Raw genomic sequence first — 16,090 nt, forward strand, 5'->3', positions numbered from 1 at the left:
GGTGTCGCCTCATTACAGGGGAGCATAGACATGAGTGAAGCCAGCGATCTCAAGGAACTGAAGCGCCGTATGGATGGCGCCATTGCGGCATTCAAGAGCGATATCGCCTCACTGCGCACCGGGCGTGCATCCGCCAACATTCTCGATCCTGTGACGATCGAAGCTTATGGCTCGCGCATGCCGCTGAACCAGGTGGCCAACATCACCGTGCCGGAGCCGCGCATGCTGACCGTGTCGGTATGGGACAAGTCGATGGTCAGCGCCGCCGAGCGAGCCATTCGCGAATCCAATCTCGGCCTCAATCCGATCGTCGATGGCCAGAACCTGCGCATCCCGCTGCCGGAACTCAACGAAGAGCGGCGCCGTTCGCTGGTGAAGGTCGCCCATGAATATGCGGAAAAGGCGAAGGTAGCGATTCGCCACGTGCGTCGCGATGGCATGGATGGCCTCAAAAAGGCCGAAAAAGACGGCGTAATCGGTCAGGACGAGAGCCGCTCGTTGTCCGAACGTGTGCAGAAAATGACGGATGAGACGATTTCGGAAATCGACCGCTTGCTAGCCGACAAGGAAAAGGAAATCATGCACGTCTGATCGTACGCTGGGGAGTGTCGAGCTTTTCGCAATATTGAAAGCCGCGACCGCGCCCTAGATTACCAGACCATAGCATCTTTCCGCTGAACGAAACCGGACTCATATGTCAGCTCCTACGTTGTCTGCCGTACCTGAACACGTTGCCATTATTATGGATGGCAACGGTCGCTGGGCCAATGCGCGCGGCCTGCCGCGCACCATGGGTCATCGCAAGGGCGTGGAGGCGGTTCGAGAGACGGTGCGGGCGGCGGGCGACATCGGCATAAAATATCTGACGCTGTTTGCCTTCTCTTCGGAGAATTGGCGCAGGCCCGAGGCGGAGGTGAGTGATCTCCTTGGCCTTCTCAAGGCCTTCATCCGTCGGGACCTTGCCGAACTTCATCGCCAGAACGTACGTATCCGCGTCATCGGCGATCGTACCGGTCTGCGTGGCGATATCCTGCCCCTGCTGCTCGAGGCGGAGGAGACCACCAGGAACAATACGGCCCTGACGCTGGTCATTGCCTTCAACTATGGCTCGCGCGACGAAATCACGCGTGCCTTCGTAAGTCTTGCCAAGGATGTCGAAGCCGGAAGGCTGCGCCCGCAGGACATCACTGCGGACCTGGTCGATGCCCGTCTCGACACGGCAGGTATTCCTGATCCGGATCTCATTATCCGCACGAGCGGCGAGGAGCGGCTCTCGAATTTCCTGCTCTGGCAGGCTGCTTATTCGGAATTCATGTTCGTGCCGGATTATTGGCCCGATTTCAGCCGCGAGCTCTTCTTCTCGGCGCTGGAGAAATATGCTGCGCGCGACCGGCGTTTTGGCGGCCTTTCCGCCAAGCAGGCGGCGGCCGTGGGGTCCTGATGAGCCGCGAACTCAGGCTGCGCATTATCTCTGGCATTATTCTCGCTGTCGTCGTTCTTGCTGCTACCTGGTATGGCGGCACAGGCTTTCGCCTGCTGGCTGCCGTAATCGGGCTGCTCGTCTATTATGAATGGTCGACGATATCGGATCTGCATGGCCGCGATCCTCAGGGAAACGCGCTCGGCTGGCTTGGGCTCGTATTGATCGCCGGCGCGACCGTGTTGAGCGAATCCGTCTATTCCATAGAGGTTCTTGCTGCCTTCGTCGCTGTCACGGCGATCATGGTCGCGGCGCGCGGCAAGAGCTGGTGGCTGCCGGGCGGCATATTCTATTCCGGACTGACGGCGATTGCCCTTGCCGAGATTCGCGATGACGATTTTCGCGGCTTCGTGCTGATGCTGTTTATCTTTGCCGTGGTATGGGCGACCGATATCTTTGCCTATTTCGTTGGCCGCGCTATCGGCGGGCCGAAGCTTGCGCCACGCATATCGCCGGGTAAAACATGGTCGGGCGCAATCGGAGGCGCCGTCGCAGCCGTCGTTGCGGGAGCCGCTGTCGTCTGGAGCTTCTTTTCAGCTGAAGACCTGTGGATCCCCGTCCTTGCCCTGGTGCTTTCGGTCTGCAGCCAGATCGGCGACCTATTCGAGTCATTCATCAAGCGCAAGTTTGGCGTGAAAGACTCCAGCCATCTGATTCCCGGACATGGCGGCGTCATGGATCGGGTCGATGGACTAATTTTTGCTTGTTTTGCGGCGTTTTTGTTGGCTATCGTAATATCGCTGACAATGGGCGGCGAGACCTTTTCATTGGGCGGCGTTCTGCTCGGGGTCTGATACCAGAGCAATTCCAGGAAAATCGCTCAGCGGTTTTCCGTCCGGAATTGCGAGAAAACAGAAAGATGGAGTGGTTCGGAGCTTCCGTGAAAGCTTGAACCACTCTAACACGAACAGGATCGTTGCATGGGTAGCGCGGCTGGCTTCATCGGTTTCTTGACGAACAACGTCATTACGTTTGTTTTTGTGCTGTCGCTGCTCGTTTTTGTGCACGAAATGGGCCATTACCTGGTGGGCCGTTGGTCGGGCATCCGCATTATGGCTTTTTCGATCGGCTTCGGGCCGGAGATTGCCGGATTTACCGACAGGCACGGCACCCGCTGGAAGCTTTCCCTTATTCCGCTCGGCGGTTATGTGCGATTCTTCGGTGATGAGGATGCCTCCAGCAAGACCGATGTGGATCAGCTCTCGGCGATGACGGAGGAGGAGCGCGCTCAATCCTTCGCCGGCGCCAAGCTCTGGAAGCGGGCCGCAACCGTGGCAGCGGGCCCGATTGCCAATTTCCTGCTCGCAATTGTGATCTTTGCCGTTCTTTTCAGCGTCTACGGCCGCACGGTCGCTGATCCTGTCGTTGCAATGGTGACGCGTGACGGCGCGGCCGCGGAGGCTGGCATTGAACCAGGCGACCGCCTGATCGCTGTCGATGGCAACAAAGTGACGACTTTCGATGAAGTGCAGCGCTATGTCGGCCTGCGCCCGGGCCGTACTATCGTACTGACTGTCGACCGCGACGGTCAGAATCGCGATTTCCGAATCGTGCCGAAGCTGGTGGAGGACACGGATCAGTTCGGCAACAAGATGGAAATGGGTCGCATCGGCATTGCGCTGGTCGATCCGGTCGTCACTGCGGTGGAGCCGGGTGGACCGGCGGCAAAGGCCGGCGTGCAGGCGGGAGACCACTTGATTGCCGTTGATGGCAATAATGCTGCCACCTATTACGATATCGGCCGCTACATCGCCGAGCACCCTGGCAAGAGCGTCGTGCTGACAGTTCAGCGTAATGGCGTGATCCGCGATTTCACGATGACGCCCGAAACATTGCCGGATACGGATGCATCCGGCAATAAGAAGGATGTCGGCAGCATCGGCATCGCGCCGATCGATCCGTTGATTGCGTCGATCGGTGCTGACAGCCCGGCCCAGGCGGCAGGCTTGGAGCTCAGTGACCGCATTCTTTCTGTGGATGGACGAGCGATCGGCTCCATCGGTGAGGTGCAGCGTTACGCTGCAGCTCATGCCGACAAACCCATCACGCTCTCGGTGGAGCGCAACGGCCAGACACGCGAAGTGGCCGTGACGCCGAAAAAGTCGGAGGAGACCGATGTCTTCGGCGCTCGGACGGAGATTGCCACGATCGGGATCGGCGACGGACAGAAGCCGATCAAGCTGCGTTACGAGGCTTATGGGCCGCTGCGGGCGCTTTCCGAAGGGGTGAAACAGACCGGCAGTATCGTTTCCGGTACCTTTGAATATCTCGGCAACGTCATCGGCGGGTACATGAAGGCCGATCAGCTCGGGGGACCTATTCGGGTTGCGCAACTTTCGGGGCAGATGGCAACCCTGGGTTTTGCCGCGGTGCTCCAATTCGCCGCCATACTTTCTGTTTCAATAGGGTTATTAAATTTGATGCCGGTCCCGGTACTTGATGGCGGCCATCTGATGTTCTATGCGATTGAAGCCGTAAGGGGAAAACCTCTGGGTGCACGGGCGCAGGATATCGCTTTCCGGATTGGATTTGCGATGGTGCTCTCGCTCATGGTGTTTGCGACCTGGAACGATATTAGTTCCCGAATAGGCTAGTGGGGCGACGAGAGGAAAATTACGATTTATTTACGATGTTTCAAAGCGGTAGTGGCGAATGGGCCACGGTTTGAAATGAAGTAAACAGAAATTAACGTGCTCCCTTGCTTGTATGTCAAAAGCGGGTAAAACGACACACGTGGCCGGAATCGGGTTCGCTCGAGGCTGGGGACGATTGAAAAAAGGTAAGAAGTGAAATGAAGGCTGGTTCAAAATTTTTGAACGCAGTGTCGGCGGTAGCGCTGTCTGCAGGTGTTGTTGCGTCCGGCGCTGGTGTGATCACCCTTGCCTCTGCTTCTGTCGCTGAGGCAGCTGTTATTCAGCGGGTTGACGTTCGCGGTGCTGGGCGCGTCGGCGAGACGGCCGTCCGGGATAATATCACGATCAAGCCCGGCAAGAGCTTCTCCGCCAGTGACATTGATGCTTCGGTGAAGCAGCTCTATGCCACCGGATATTTCTCCGATGTCCACATTACCGTTTCGGGTAGCGCGCTGGTTGTATCGGTCAGCGAAAACAAGCTCATCAACGCTGTGGTCTTCAACGGCAACCGCAAGATCAAGGACGACAAGCTTCAGGGCATCGTCCAGACGCATGCTGCAGGCCCGTATAACGAGGCGACCGTTCAGGCTGACGTCAAGACCATCAAGGATGCCTATGCATCCATCGGTCGTAACGATGTGCAGGTGACCACGCAGACCGCCGAGGTCGCGCCGGGCCGTCTGAACGTGGCCTTCGTCATCAACGAAGGCGAGCGTACCAAGATCGACAAGATCAATTTCTCGGGCAACCAGGCCTATGGCAGCGGTCGCCTTGCTTCGGTCATCGGCACGAAGAAGAGCAACTTCCTCTCGTTCCTGACGCGTAAGGACGTCTACAGCCCCGAGCGCCTGCAGGGCGATCAGGATCAGCTGCGTCAGTTCTACTACAATCATGGTTATGCCGACTTTCGCGTCGTCAGTGCCGATGCGACGCTGAATGAGCAGAACAACGAATACACACTGAATTTCAACGTCGATGAAGGCCCGCGTTACACCTACGGCGACATAAACGTCATCTCGACCGTCGAGGGCATCAATGCCGACGAGCTGAAGGGCCTTGTCATCACCCACAAGGGCGATGTCTACAGCGCCAAGGATATTCAGACTTCGATCGAGAACATTTCCAAGCGCGTCGCGGCTGCCGGCTATCCGTTCGCCCGCATCACGCCGCGCGGCAACCGTGATCTGTCTGGTCATACCATCGGCATCGAATATCTCGTCGACCAGGGTGAGCGCGCCTATGTCGAACGTATCGAAATCCGCGGCAACACGCGCACGCGCGATTACGTCATCCGCCGCGAGTTCGACCTGAACGAAGGCGATGCTTTCAACCAGGAAATGATCACGCGCGCCAAGCGTCGTCTTGATGCGCTCGGCTACTTTACCAAGGTCGATATCTCGACGGCTCAGGGCAGCGCTCCGGACCGCGTCGTTGTTATCGTCAATGTTGAAGATCAGCCGACCGGCTCCTTCGGTATCGGCGCCGGTTACGCTGTCGGCAACAATGGCGGCCTGCTTCTCGAAGCCTCGGTCGAAGAAAAGAACTTCCTCGGTCGCGGTCAGTACATCCGTCTCGCCGCAGGTGCCGGCACGGAAGGCAATCGTACCTACAACATCTCGTTCACCGAGCCTTATTTCCTCGGTTATCGTCTGGCTGCCGGTTTCGATATCTTCAAGAACCAGACGTCGAGCGACGATTACTACGACTATTCGGAAGAAGGCTTCTCGCTGCGCGTCACCGCGCCGATCACCGAGAACCTGGCAACGACGCTGCGCTACAACTACAAGCGCTTGACCTACGACGGTACGAACGATTGGCAGAACAATCTTTCGGCTCCGTATCTCAATCTCGTCGAGAACGGTCCGTGGGTGCAGTCGACGGTTTCGCAGACCTTCACCTACAATACGTTGGACGATCAGAACCTCCCGCGTGAGGGCATCATCGCCAAGTTCACGCATGAATTTGCGGGTCTCGGCGGCGACTCCGACTTCTACAAGCTGAGCGGTAAGGCTCGTTACTACCAGATGATCAGCGACGAAGCCGATATCATCGGCTCGCTGACGGTGGGTGCCGGCTACGTGATGCCGACGAATGGCAAGCTGAACGTCTTCGATCAGTTCACGCTCGGCGGCCGCGAAATCCGCGGCTTCGAGAATGCTGGTATCGGTCCGCGTTCGTCGCATGGCGATCCGCTTGGTGGCACGACTTACTTCACGGCTTCGGCTGAAGCGAGCATGCCAATGCCGGGTGTTCCTCAGGATATCGGTCTGCGTATCGCAGCCTTCGCTGATGCGGGCACGCTCTACGGCAACAAGGCGAATCTCTTCGGCGATACCCTTCATAACGACAGCTCGATCCGCGCATCGCTCGGTGCCGGTCTGATCTGGTCGTCGCCGTTCGGTGTCATCCGCGTTGACTATGCGGTGCCGGTCTTGAAGGAAGATTACGACAAGACTGAGAATTTCCGGTTTGGCATCGCCAACCAGTTCTGATATCGGCAGTCCAGAACTGCGGGCTTGAACACCGTTCTGGAGCTGGTGCTTATGGAACATACTGGTTTTTTCCCGCCCCATGGTGGCGTCAGCTTGAAACAGCTGGCTGAGCATCTTGGGGCGGAACTGGCTGATGCGACCTCTTCGGAGGTCGTCATCAGATCTATCGCTCCCGTCTACCGGGCAGGCGAAGGTGACATTTGTTATATCCTTTCCCGAAAGAATCGTGGTGAGCTGGAGACCTGCAAGGCTTCGGCGATCATTTGCCTTCCGGCGCTGAGATCTTTCGTCCCCGATCACATCCCGGTACTTCTGTCGAAGAAGCCGCATACGGATTTCGCCATTGCCGGTGCATTGCTGCATCCGCAAGCCATGAGGCCGGTTACGTTTACCGCGAATCCGACGACGATTTCGCCCGCCGCGACGATCGATGCGACCGCTAAGCTGGAGGCCAATGTCGGCATCGAGCCGGGTGTAATTATTGGCCCGGGTGCAGAGATCGGCGAGGGGACTTATATCGGCCCTAACGCTCTCATCGGGCCGGGTGTCAAAATCGGGCGCAATTGCAGCATCGGCGGCGGTGCGAGCGTGCTCTGCGCCTATCTCGGCAACGGCGTCATCGTCCACAATGGCACGCGCATCGGTCAGGACGGTTTTGGCTATGCGCCGGGACCGCGTGGCATGGTCAAGATCGTGCAGATCGGCCGCGTCATCATCCAGGATAATGTCGAGATCGGCGCCAATACCACGATCGATCGCGGCACCATGGATGATACCGTGATCGGCGAAGGCACGAAGATCGACAATCAGGTCCAGATCGGACATAACGTCCGCATTGGCCGTCATTGCGCTATCGTCAGTCAGGTCGGTATTGCCGGCAGCACGGTGATCGGCGATGGCGTGCAGATCGGCGGCCAGGCGGGCCTCAATGGGCATATCCACATCGGCGACGGCGTGCAGATCGGCGCCAAGAGCGGTGTGATGAACAGCATCCCGGCGGGCGAGCGTTATGCGGGCCTTCCGGCGCGGCCGCTATGGGATTTTCTAAGGGAATCGGCGGAGATCGCAAAGCGGTCAGGAGCCAGAGACAAGAAAGACGGGAGTGCGGAGCATGACTGAGGAAGCCAAGGCGTCGTTGTCGTCGGCTGACGTTCTGGAAATTATGAAGCTTTTGCCGCATCGCTATCCCTTCTTGATGGTCGACAAGATCATTGAGATCGACAGCGATAATTCCGCGATCGGCATCAAGAACGTGACGGCCAACGAGCCGCAGTTCACGGGGCATTTTCCCGGTTCTCCGATCATGCCGGGCGTATTGCTCATCGAGGGTATGGCGCAGACTGCGGGTGCGATCTGCGCCCGCAAGGATGGCATCGGCGGCAACCTCGTCTACTTCATGACGATCGACAACGCCCGCTTCCGCAGGCCGGTTGTTCCGGGCGACCGCGTCGAGTTCCACGTCGTCAAACAGAAGCAGCGTGGCACCATCTGGAAGTTCCATTGCGATGCCAAGGTCGACGGTTCTCTGGTGGCCGAGGCTGATATCGGTGCGATGATCGTACGGAAGGATCAAGAACAGGCATGAGCAGCATCGCAAAGAGCGCCCGCATTCATAAGCTGGCGGTTGTCGAGGACGGCGCGGTCGTCGGCGAGAATGTTGTTGTCGGCCCGCTCTGCTATGTCGGTCCCAAAGTCGTTCTGCACGACGATATTCAGTTGCTCAATAATGCAGTCGTGACTGGCCGCACGACGATCGGTAAGGGAACGAAGATCTTTCCGATGGCCGTTGTGGGCGGTGATCCGCAGAGCGTCCACCATCACGGCGAAGAGACGACGCTTGATGTCGGTGAGAACTGCACGATCCGCGAAGGCGTGACGATTAACACCGGTACGGCCGATTACGGCGGCAGGACGATCGTCGGCAACAACAACCTCTTTCTCGCCAATTCGCACGTCGCACATGATTGCCGCGTCGGTAACAATGTCATCATGTCGAACAATGTGATGCTGGCAGGACACGTCACCATTGAAGACCGTGCAATCCTCGGTGGTGGTTGTGCTGTGCATCAGTTCACGCGTATCGGCAGGCAAGCCTTCATTGGGGGGCTTACGGCAGCCAGCTACGATGTCATCCCTTATGGCATGTTGAACGGCAATCCTGGCGTGTTGTCAGGATTGAATGTCGTCGGGATGAGCCGCGCAGGGATAGATCGCGCCGTCATTCACCGCGTTCGCCGCGCCTACAAGAGCATCTTCGAAGGCGAAGGATCCATTCGCGACAATGCAGCGGCTATCCGCGAAGAATATGCCGATTGCAAGGAAGTGATGGAAATTCTCGATTTCATTGCTGCCGAAAGCGACCGTGCGCTTTCATCGCCGAATCGCGGCAAGAGCTGAGGGTGGTTTCGGCCAGCGAAAACGGCAAGGGCAGACTGGCGATCATCGCCGGCAGTGGGCTTTTGCCGGTTTACGTCGCCGATGCCGCCCGCCACGCCGGAGAGAATCCTGTCATTATTGCTTTGACTGACGAAGCGGACCGCGACTGGTCTGCCTTCGATCATGCCAATCTTGGCGTCGGCAATTTTGCCGGTCTCGAGGCAATGTTCCGCCGGCACGGTGTCGATCGTGTTGTCATGTCGGGCGGTGTTGCACGACGTCCTTCGTGGCGTCAGGTGCATCCGACCTGGCGCGTCATCAAGGAATTACCCTCCACCATCCGCACTCTTCTTTCGGGAGGGGACAATGCCGTTCTGCAGATGGTCATACGACTGATTGAGGCCGGCGGCGTTCGCGTCGTGGGTGCGCATGAAATTGCGCCGGATCTTTTGGCGGCGACGGGGCCACTTGGAAAATTCTCGCCGGCGAAAGAGGATCTGCGCGATATTGCCCAGGGCGCAAGGGCCGCGGATGCGCTGGGGCTTTTGGATGTCGGACAGGGCGCTGTCAGCGTCGGAGGCCGCGTTGTCGCGCTCGAGGGCGCCGAGGGTACTGACAGGATGATCGAGCGAGTTGCCGAACTGCGTGCGGCCGGACGCATCTCGACGCGCCGTCGTGGCGTGCTCGTCAAACTCTGCAAGCTGCAGCAGGATATCCGGGCTGATCTGCCGTCGATCGGCGTGTCTACGGTATCGAATGCCAAGAAGGCTGGACTGGCCGGCATCGCCGTCGAAGCCGGCAGAGCGCTGATCCTCGACCGGCAAGCGGTAATTGCCGCTGCCGACGAGGCCGGCATTTTCGTCTGCGGCATCGATCGCGGCCTCAGCGCCGAGGGCTTCATGTGAGCGCGGCGCCTTTGAAGCTTGCCGTCGTTGCCGGAGAAGTCTCCGGCGATCTCTTGGGTGGCGATCTCGTCGCGGCCCTGAAGCGGCGTCACGGTGGTGCGGTCGAGCTGGTGGGCGTCGGTGGCGAGGCGCTGGAGGCGCAAGGTCTGCGCTCGCTCTTCGATTACTCCGAGCTCTCGATCATGGGCTTCATTCAGGTCATCAAGCGGCTGCCAAAGCTACTGGCCCGCATCCGACAGACGGCAGATGCGATCGTTGCCGCAAAGCCCGATGTGCTTCTGATCATCGATAGCCCCGATTTCACCCATCGCGTTGCCAAGCGTGTGCGCAAGGCACTGCCCGACCTGCCAATCATCGATTACGTCTGCCCCAGCGTCTGGGCATGGAAGGAATATCGCGCGCAGAAGATGCTCGCTTACGTCGACCATGTACTGGCCGTATTGCCGTTCGAGCCTGCTGCCATGGAGCGCCTGGGCGGTCCGGCAACTACGTATGTCGGCCACCGCCTGACGGTCGATGCTAATCTGCTGGAAACTCGCCGTCAGCGCGCCTTGCGCGGTCTGGCAGGCCCCGATGCCCAAAAGACGATCCTGCTTCTGCCTGGATCGCGTGCATCGGAGATTCGACAGCTACTCCCGGTTTTTGAGCAGGCTATCGAAGAGATTAGCCGGAGAAATAATAATCTTCGTTTTCTGCTGCCGACAGTGCCGAAGCAGGAGGCGTTGGTTCGTTCGCTGACCGAAAAATGGCAGGTCAAGCCGGATATCTTTGTCGGTCAGGATGCCAAGTGGAGCGCCTTTGCTGGGGCCGATGCTGCCATGGCCGCCTCCGGAACCGTGATCCTGGAATTGGGCCTAGCCGGGGTTCCGGTGGTTTCGACCTATAAGACCGAATGGCTGGCGAAATTCGTGCTGTCGCGGATCAAGATCTGGACGGCCGCCTTGCCGAACCTCATCGCCGACTATGCTGTACTGCCGGAGCTCATCAATGATGTTCTGCGGCCGGGCATGCTGGCCCGCTATATGGAGCGGCTGGCGAGCGAGACGCCGGAGCGTACGGCGATGTTGGCGGGTTACGATCTGGTCTGGGAGCGAATGCAGACCGATGAGCCGCCCGGCGATAAGGCGGCGCAGATTGTTCTGGATGTTCTAGCCCATAAAAAAACCGGTCATCTCTGACCGGTTTTTTGTTTCAATACCGAAGCTTAGCGCTTGGAAACAGGCACATATTCGCGCAGCGGAGCACCGGTGTAGAGCTGGCGCGGACGGCCGATGCGCTGATGCGGATCTTCGATCATTTCGTTCCACTGGGCGATCCAGCCGACGGTGCGGGCAAGAGCGAAGAGAACGGTGAACATGGTGGTGGGGAAGCCGAGAGCCTTCAGCGTGATGCCGGAATAGAAGTCGACGTTCGGGTACAGCTTCTTCTCGATGAAATATTCGTCCGTCAAAGCAATGCGCTCCAGCTCGATCGCGATGTCGAGCAGCGGATCGTCCTTGATGCCGAGTTCGCCGAGAACTTCGTGCGCCGTCTTCTGCATGATCTTGGCACGCGGGTCGTAGTTCTTGTAGACGCGGTGACCGAAGCCCATCAGGCGGAACGGGTCGTTCTTGTCCTTGGCGCGGGCGATGAATTCCGGAATGCGGTCGACCGTGCCGATTTCGTTCAGCATGTTCAGGGCCGCTTCGTTGGCGCCGCCGTGAGCCGGTCCCCAGAGGCAGGCGATGCCTGCTGCGATACAGGCAAACGGATTGGCACCGGAAGAACCAGCCAGGCGAACCGTCGAAGTCGAGGCGTTCTGCTCGTGATCTGCATGCAGGATGAAGATGCGGTCCATGGCGCGGGCAAGCACCGGGTTGACGACATATTCTTCGCACGGAACGGCAAAGCACATGCGCAGGAAGTTCGACGCATAGTCGAGGTCATTCTTCGGATAAACGAAGGGCTGGCCGATATGGTACTTATAGGCCATGGCGGCAAGCGTCGGCATCTTGGCGATCATGCGCAGGCTTGCGACCATGCGCTGGTGCGGATCGGTGATGTCGGTCGAGTCGTGATAGAAGGCGGAGAGCGCGCCGACACAGCCGCACATGACGGCCATCGGATGCGCGTCGCGGCGGAAGCCGGTGAAGAAGCGCGACATCTGCTCGTGCACCATCGTGTGGTGGGTCACACGATAGTCGAAGTCCTTCTTCTGCGCTGCTGTCGGCAGTTCGCCGTAGAGAAGGAGGTAGCAGACTTCGAGGAAATCGCCGTGTTCGGCCAGCTGATCGATCGGATAGCCGCGGTGCAGCAGAACGCCTTCGTCGCCATCGATATAGGTGATGCTCGACTCGCACGATGCGGTGGAGGTGAAACCAGGATCGTAAGTGAAAGTGGAGGTGTTCTTGTAAAGGGCACCAATATCAATGACACTCGGGCCGATGGTTCCGGTCTTGACCGGCAGGTCCACCGTCTTTTCACCCCAAGTTAGTTTCGCGCTTTGTTCCGTCATGCTGATCCTCCAAGATTTGGCGGGATTGACGCCATAAAAAGCGCCAAAAGGTTAAGCGACTACCGACTAGCTATATGATCCAGAGCCTAATGCCAAGTTATCCTAACGCCAAATTGTGCAATGCAGTATCAACTTTTGGGCACTGCAGAAGCGTCCTTTCGTATGCTACGCCGGGATACCGGTCCAATTGAGCTTTGTTCCCGCCGATTTCAGTTGAATTCACTGGATGGTGACGGCACAAATCGCGCAGAAGCTGTAATTTGGCGCGGGGGCAGTCAGCGAGTGCCTAATTTCGAGGCATCCGACCAGCAGGAAGAGAGCAGGGACGTCACCGCGTCTCCGCAACCTCATGCCTTTTCCGCCACCATTACCCTCCGCGCCAAAGCGCAACAATGGGAACGAACACAGGATCAGGCGCCGCTGACGTCGCGTTTGCTGCGTGTCCCGAAGCGTCTTGGAACCGCTGTTCTCGGCTTGATTGCGGAGGACGCGGCCCATGGCCGTGCTGTTCTTTTCGCGCCGATCTATATGGGTTTGGGTGCGATTATCTGGTTCGAGGCGCAAGTCGATCCGCCTCCGCAGGCGTTTCTCGCAGGCCTCGTTCTGTTTGCTTTGGGTTTTTTGCTAAAGCGCGATGCGGGCAGGCTGCTTCATCACACGCTTTTCGCCGGTATGCTCATCTGCCTGGGCATGGCGCTCGCGCAGTGGGAAAGTTGGCGGGTTTCCACCGTCATGCTCGACTCGGCCGTGACGACGACCGTGACCGGGCAGATCGAGCGACGGGAATCCTATGACAATGGGCGCTGGCGCTATATCGTCCGCGTCGAGGCAACGGAAAAACCCTCTATCCGTCGCGCGCCGCAGCGGGTTACGGTCTTCGTGCGCAAGCAGGCGGAGCCGTTCGATCTGGGGGATCGAATCCGGGGCAGGGCGCGCCTGACGCCTCCGGCCGGACCGGCATTGACGGGTCTCAACGATTTTGCCTTCAGCTCCTATTTCAACGGCATCGGCGCGAATGGCTTTGCCTACGGAACGCCGGAATTATTATCGCCATCCGGTGACAATGTTGCCGGCTCGCTACTGGATGCGGCCGATATCTGGCTCGCTGGCCTGCGCAACAGCATAGGCGACCGCATCAGGCAAACCTTGCCCGGAGATACCGGCGCCTTTGCGGCAGCGCTTGTCACCGATGAGAGACGTGCGATCTCGAAGGATACGACCGAGGCTCTGAGAATTGCCGGCCTGACCCACATCATCGCAATTTCCGGTCTCAACATGGCGTTGTCGGCTGGCATCTTCTATGTCGGTCTGCGCTATTTGTTCAGCCTGTTTCCCGGCGTCGTCCAGGCTTGGCCGACGAAGAAGTTCGCAGCCTTCGGCGCGCTTCTAACGGTAACGGCCTATTACCTCATTTCCGGATTCGGCGTCTCCGCCGAACGCGCCTTCATCATGATGGCGATCATGCTGGTGGCCGTACTTTTCGACAGGCCATCCATCAGCTTGCGCAATGTGGCGCTCTCAGCCATCGTCATCCTAGTCTTGTCACCGTCTCAGGTACTCGGTCCGAGTTTCCAGATGTCTTACGCCGCTACGCTGGCGCTGGTATCAGGCTATTCGCTCTGGAAACGACGGCGGCATCGCGAAAACATCCTGCCGCGCATCCGTCTGTTAAGTCCGCTACTGTTCGTCACGCGCTTCTTTGGAGGTGTGATGTCGACCTCGTTCATCGGCGGTGCGTCGACGGCCATTTTCTCGATCGAGCATTTTCACCGGTTGGCGACATATGGACTTGCTGCCAATCTTGCGGCCATGCCCGTCGTCTCTTTCATCGTCATGCCCTTCGGTATGATGGCGATGCTGCTGATGCCTTTCGGAATCGATGGACCGTTCTGGAAAGTCACCGGTGAGGGACTGGAGCTTGTGATCGCTATTGCAAAAACGGTGGCTGGGTGGGGAGGTGACATTACCTTCGGCCGCCAGCCCGGCTGGCTGATGCCGACTTTCATCGCCGGCTTCCTGATCATGAGCATGCTGCGGACCCGGCTTCGCCATATGGGCCTGTTGCTGCTGCTGTCATCTGTCGGTGTGGCCGCGTTCGGCTCTGGTGTGCCGAAGCCGGATCTGATGATCGCGGAAGATGGCATTCTCGTTGCCTTGCGCCAGGATGATATCCTCGCCACCAATCGCGAGAGACCGCAGGCCTTCATCTTCGAGCAATGGCAGAAAGCGCTAGTCGCAGCCGAACATCAACCGCCGACCATGCTCCCGACCGATAGCCGGCTTCCGCAGATCAGCAAGACGGATCGGCATAAGCGATTAAGCAATGACGAGCAGAAGGCGGTCCGCACCGCAATGGAAGAAGCTTTAGACCGCACCATGCAAGGCAGCTTTGCCTGTCAGAAGGGAGCATGGTGTGTCGCCATGCTCGAAAACGGCGCGATATTGGTCACCATCGAGAACGCGGCCTATCTGCCCGCGGCTTGCGACACCGGGAACATTGTTGTGACGCCAATCCGGCTGCGGCTGGACCACTGCCGCTCCGGAGCAACGCTCATAACCGGTGCGACATTGCGCAAAACCGGCTCCATCGAAATGGTGCTTTCCGTAGACAAGCCCATCATCTCAGCCGCATTCAACAACCCGCAGCGCCCATGGACCAGGCATCGAACCTATGATTGGCGCACCGACAAATTCGACGCGCCAATTGCAAAGGCACCACCAGTTCTGGACAATTCACCGGTCAGTGATAGCGACGAATAAGGCCGACGAGCTTGCCCTGAACCTTGACGCGATCCGGCCCGAAGATGCGGGTTTCATAGGCTGGGTTCGCGGCTTCCAGCGCGATGGAGGCACCCTTGCGACGGAAGCGCTTCAAGGTAGCTTCTTCATCGTCGACGAGTGCAACGACGATATCGCCGGGATTGGCCGTGGTCGAATTGCGGATAATGACCGTATCGCCGTCGAAAATTCCGGCGTCGATCATCGAATCTCCTCGAACTTCAAGCGCATAATGTTCGCCGGAGCCGAGCATGTCGGCGGGAACGGTAATGTCGTGCGTATTGTTCTGGATGGCGGAGATCGGAACGCCGGCTGCGATGCGACCCATCACGGGTACGGACGCCGAGCCGTTGTGATCGTCATTTGCCACTTTCGACGGAGCGGGCGGGGCAACGGGCTGTGGCTTGCCGAGGCTGCCCTCGATGACGCTGGGCGAAAAACCGCGGCGCTGTTGCAGGCTCGGATTATAGGCGTCGGGAAGCTTGATGACTTCGAGCGCTCTGGCCCGGTTCGGCAGCCTGCGGATGAAACCTCGCTCCTCCAGCGCCGTGATCAGGCGGTGAATGCCGGATTTGGATGCCAGATCCAGTGCATCCTTCATCTCGTCGAAGGATGGCGGAACACCGGATTCCTTCATGCGTTCGTGAATGAAGAGAAGCAGTTCCTGCTGCTTGCGCGTCAACATCGTCTTGGAACCTCAGAATCAAGAAAAGCCGTGAAACAAATCCAGAACGGACACTATATGTTCCATATGTGTTCCGCAAGTGCTTAAATTTCGGTAAAGCCTTGTGGGGTCAGTTAAATAATTACCATTTGCGAATAGATCGGATCGGAACATCGAGGCGCCATACTTGCGTTAACCCATGGAAAAATATGAGAAATGCCGCTCTGTTCGCTTCCAGGGCCTTGTCGTTCAGTCCGTGCGCCCAGCA

12 protein-coding genes and 1 pseudogene are annotated in these 16,090 nt (G+C 58.4%); 11 read left to right on the forward strand and 2 right to left on the reverse strand.

What is annotated here, in order from left to right:
- Positions 1–30 precede the first annotated feature (30 nt).
- The 10 genes and pseudogenes from frr (at position 31) to lpxB (ending at position 11,064) form a co-directional block, all read left to right on the forward strand.
- Positions 31–591 carry a ribosome recycling factor gene (frr, locus tag FHT73_RS23335; RefSeq protein ID WP_015339796.1) on the forward strand — a complete coding sequence of 187 codons (561 nt, stop codon included), beginning with the start codon at positions 31–33 and terminating at the stop codon, positions 589–591.
- A gap of 100 nt (positions 592–691) precedes the next feature.
- Positions 692–1,441, forward strand: a pseudogene (locus FHT73_RS23340) (isoprenyl transferase); the annotation flags it as partial.
- Positions 1,441–2,274, forward strand: a complete 834-nt coding sequence (locus FHT73_RS23345; protein WP_183715155.1) for a phosphatidate cytidylyltransferase — start codon at positions 1,441–1,443, stop codon at positions 2,272–2,274. The pseudogene FHT73_RS23340 and the gene FHT73_RS23345, both read left to right, overlap by 1 nt.
- Positions 2,275–2,400: 126 nt before the next feature.
- Positions 2,401–4,074: an RIP metalloprotease RseP gene (gene rseP, locus FHT73_RS23350; protein ID WP_112610209.1), complete on the forward strand. Its 1,674-nt coding sequence runs from the start codon at positions 2,401–2,403 to the stop codon at positions 4,072–4,074.
- Between the two features lie 197 nt (positions 4,075–4,271).
- Positions 4,272–6,605 carry an outer membrane protein assembly factor BamA gene (gene bamA, locus FHT73_RS23355; RefSeq protein ID WP_112610211.1) on the forward strand — a complete coding sequence of 778 codons (2,334 nt, stop codon included), beginning with the start codon at positions 4,272–4,274 and terminating at the stop codon, positions 6,603–6,605.
- A gap of 51 nt (positions 6,606–6,656) precedes the next feature.
- Positions 6,657–7,724 carry a UDP-3-O-(3-hydroxymyristoyl)glucosamine N-acyltransferase gene (gene lpxD / locus FHT73_RS23360; RefSeq protein WP_183715157.1) on the forward strand — a complete coding sequence of 356 codons (1,068 nt, stop codon included), beginning with the start codon at positions 6,657–6,659 and terminating at the stop codon, positions 7,722–7,724.
- Positions 7,717–8,190 (forward strand): 3-hydroxyacyl-ACP dehydratase FabZ, encoded by a 474-nt coding sequence (gene fabZ / locus FHT73_RS23365; RefSeq protein WP_112610215.1) that lies wholly within the window; start codon positions 7,717–7,719, stop codon positions 8,188–8,190. The genes lpxD and fabZ overlap by 8 nt, the downstream gene beginning before the upstream one ends.
- Positions 8,187–9,002 carry an acyl-ACP--UDP-N-acetylglucosamine O-acyltransferase gene (lpxA, locus tag FHT73_RS23370; protein ID WP_015339803.1) on the forward strand — a complete coding sequence of 272 codons (816 nt, stop codon included), beginning with the start codon at positions 8,187–8,189 and terminating at the stop codon, positions 9,000–9,002. The genes fabZ and lpxA overlap by 4 nt, the downstream gene beginning before the upstream one ends.
- Positions 9,003–9,004: 2 nt before the next feature.
- Positions 9,005–9,886: an LpxI family protein gene (locus FHT73_RS23375; protein ID WP_183715158.1), complete on the forward strand. Its 882-nt coding sequence runs from the start codon at positions 9,005–9,007 to the stop codon at positions 9,884–9,886.
- Positions 9,883–11,064 carry a lipid-A-disaccharide synthase gene (gene lpxB, locus FHT73_RS23380; protein ID WP_183715160.1) on the forward strand — a complete coding sequence of 394 codons (1,182 nt, stop codon included), beginning with the start codon at positions 9,883–9,885 and terminating at the stop codon, positions 11,062–11,064. Before FHT73_RS23375 ends, lpxB begins: the two co-directional genes overlap by 4 nt.
- A 26-nt stretch (positions 11,065–11,090) precedes the next feature.
- On the opposite strand, the gene gltA is transcribed toward lpxB, so the two are convergent.
- Entirely contained in the window at positions 11,091–12,380 is a 1,290-nt protein-coding gene (gene gltA, locus FHT73_RS23385) for a citrate synthase (RefSeq protein WP_015339806.1), read from the reverse strand.
- Between the two features lie 528 nt (positions 12,381–12,908).
- Between gltA and FHT73_RS23390 the strand changes: the two genes are divergently transcribed.
- Positions 12,909–15,140 (forward strand): ComEC/Rec2 family competence protein, encoded by a 2,232-nt coding sequence (locus FHT73_RS23390; protein ID WP_246712208.1) that lies wholly within the window; start codon positions 12,909–12,911, stop codon positions 15,138–15,140.
- Here FHT73_RS23390 and lexA read toward each other — a convergent pair.
- Complete coding sequence (lexA, locus tag FHT73_RS23395) at positions 15,121–15,843, reverse strand: transcriptional repressor LexA (protein ID WP_112338327.1); 723 nt, start codon at positions 15,841–15,843, stop codon at positions 15,121–15,123. The genes FHT73_RS23390 and lexA overlap by 20 nt on opposite strands.
- Positions 15,844–16,090 lie beyond the last annotated feature (247 nt).

The organism is Rhizobium sp. BK098 (assembly GCF_014193155.1).
Taxonomy (GTDB): domain Bacteria; phylum Pseudomonadota; class Alphaproteobacteria; order Rhizobiales; family Rhizobiaceae; genus Rhizobium.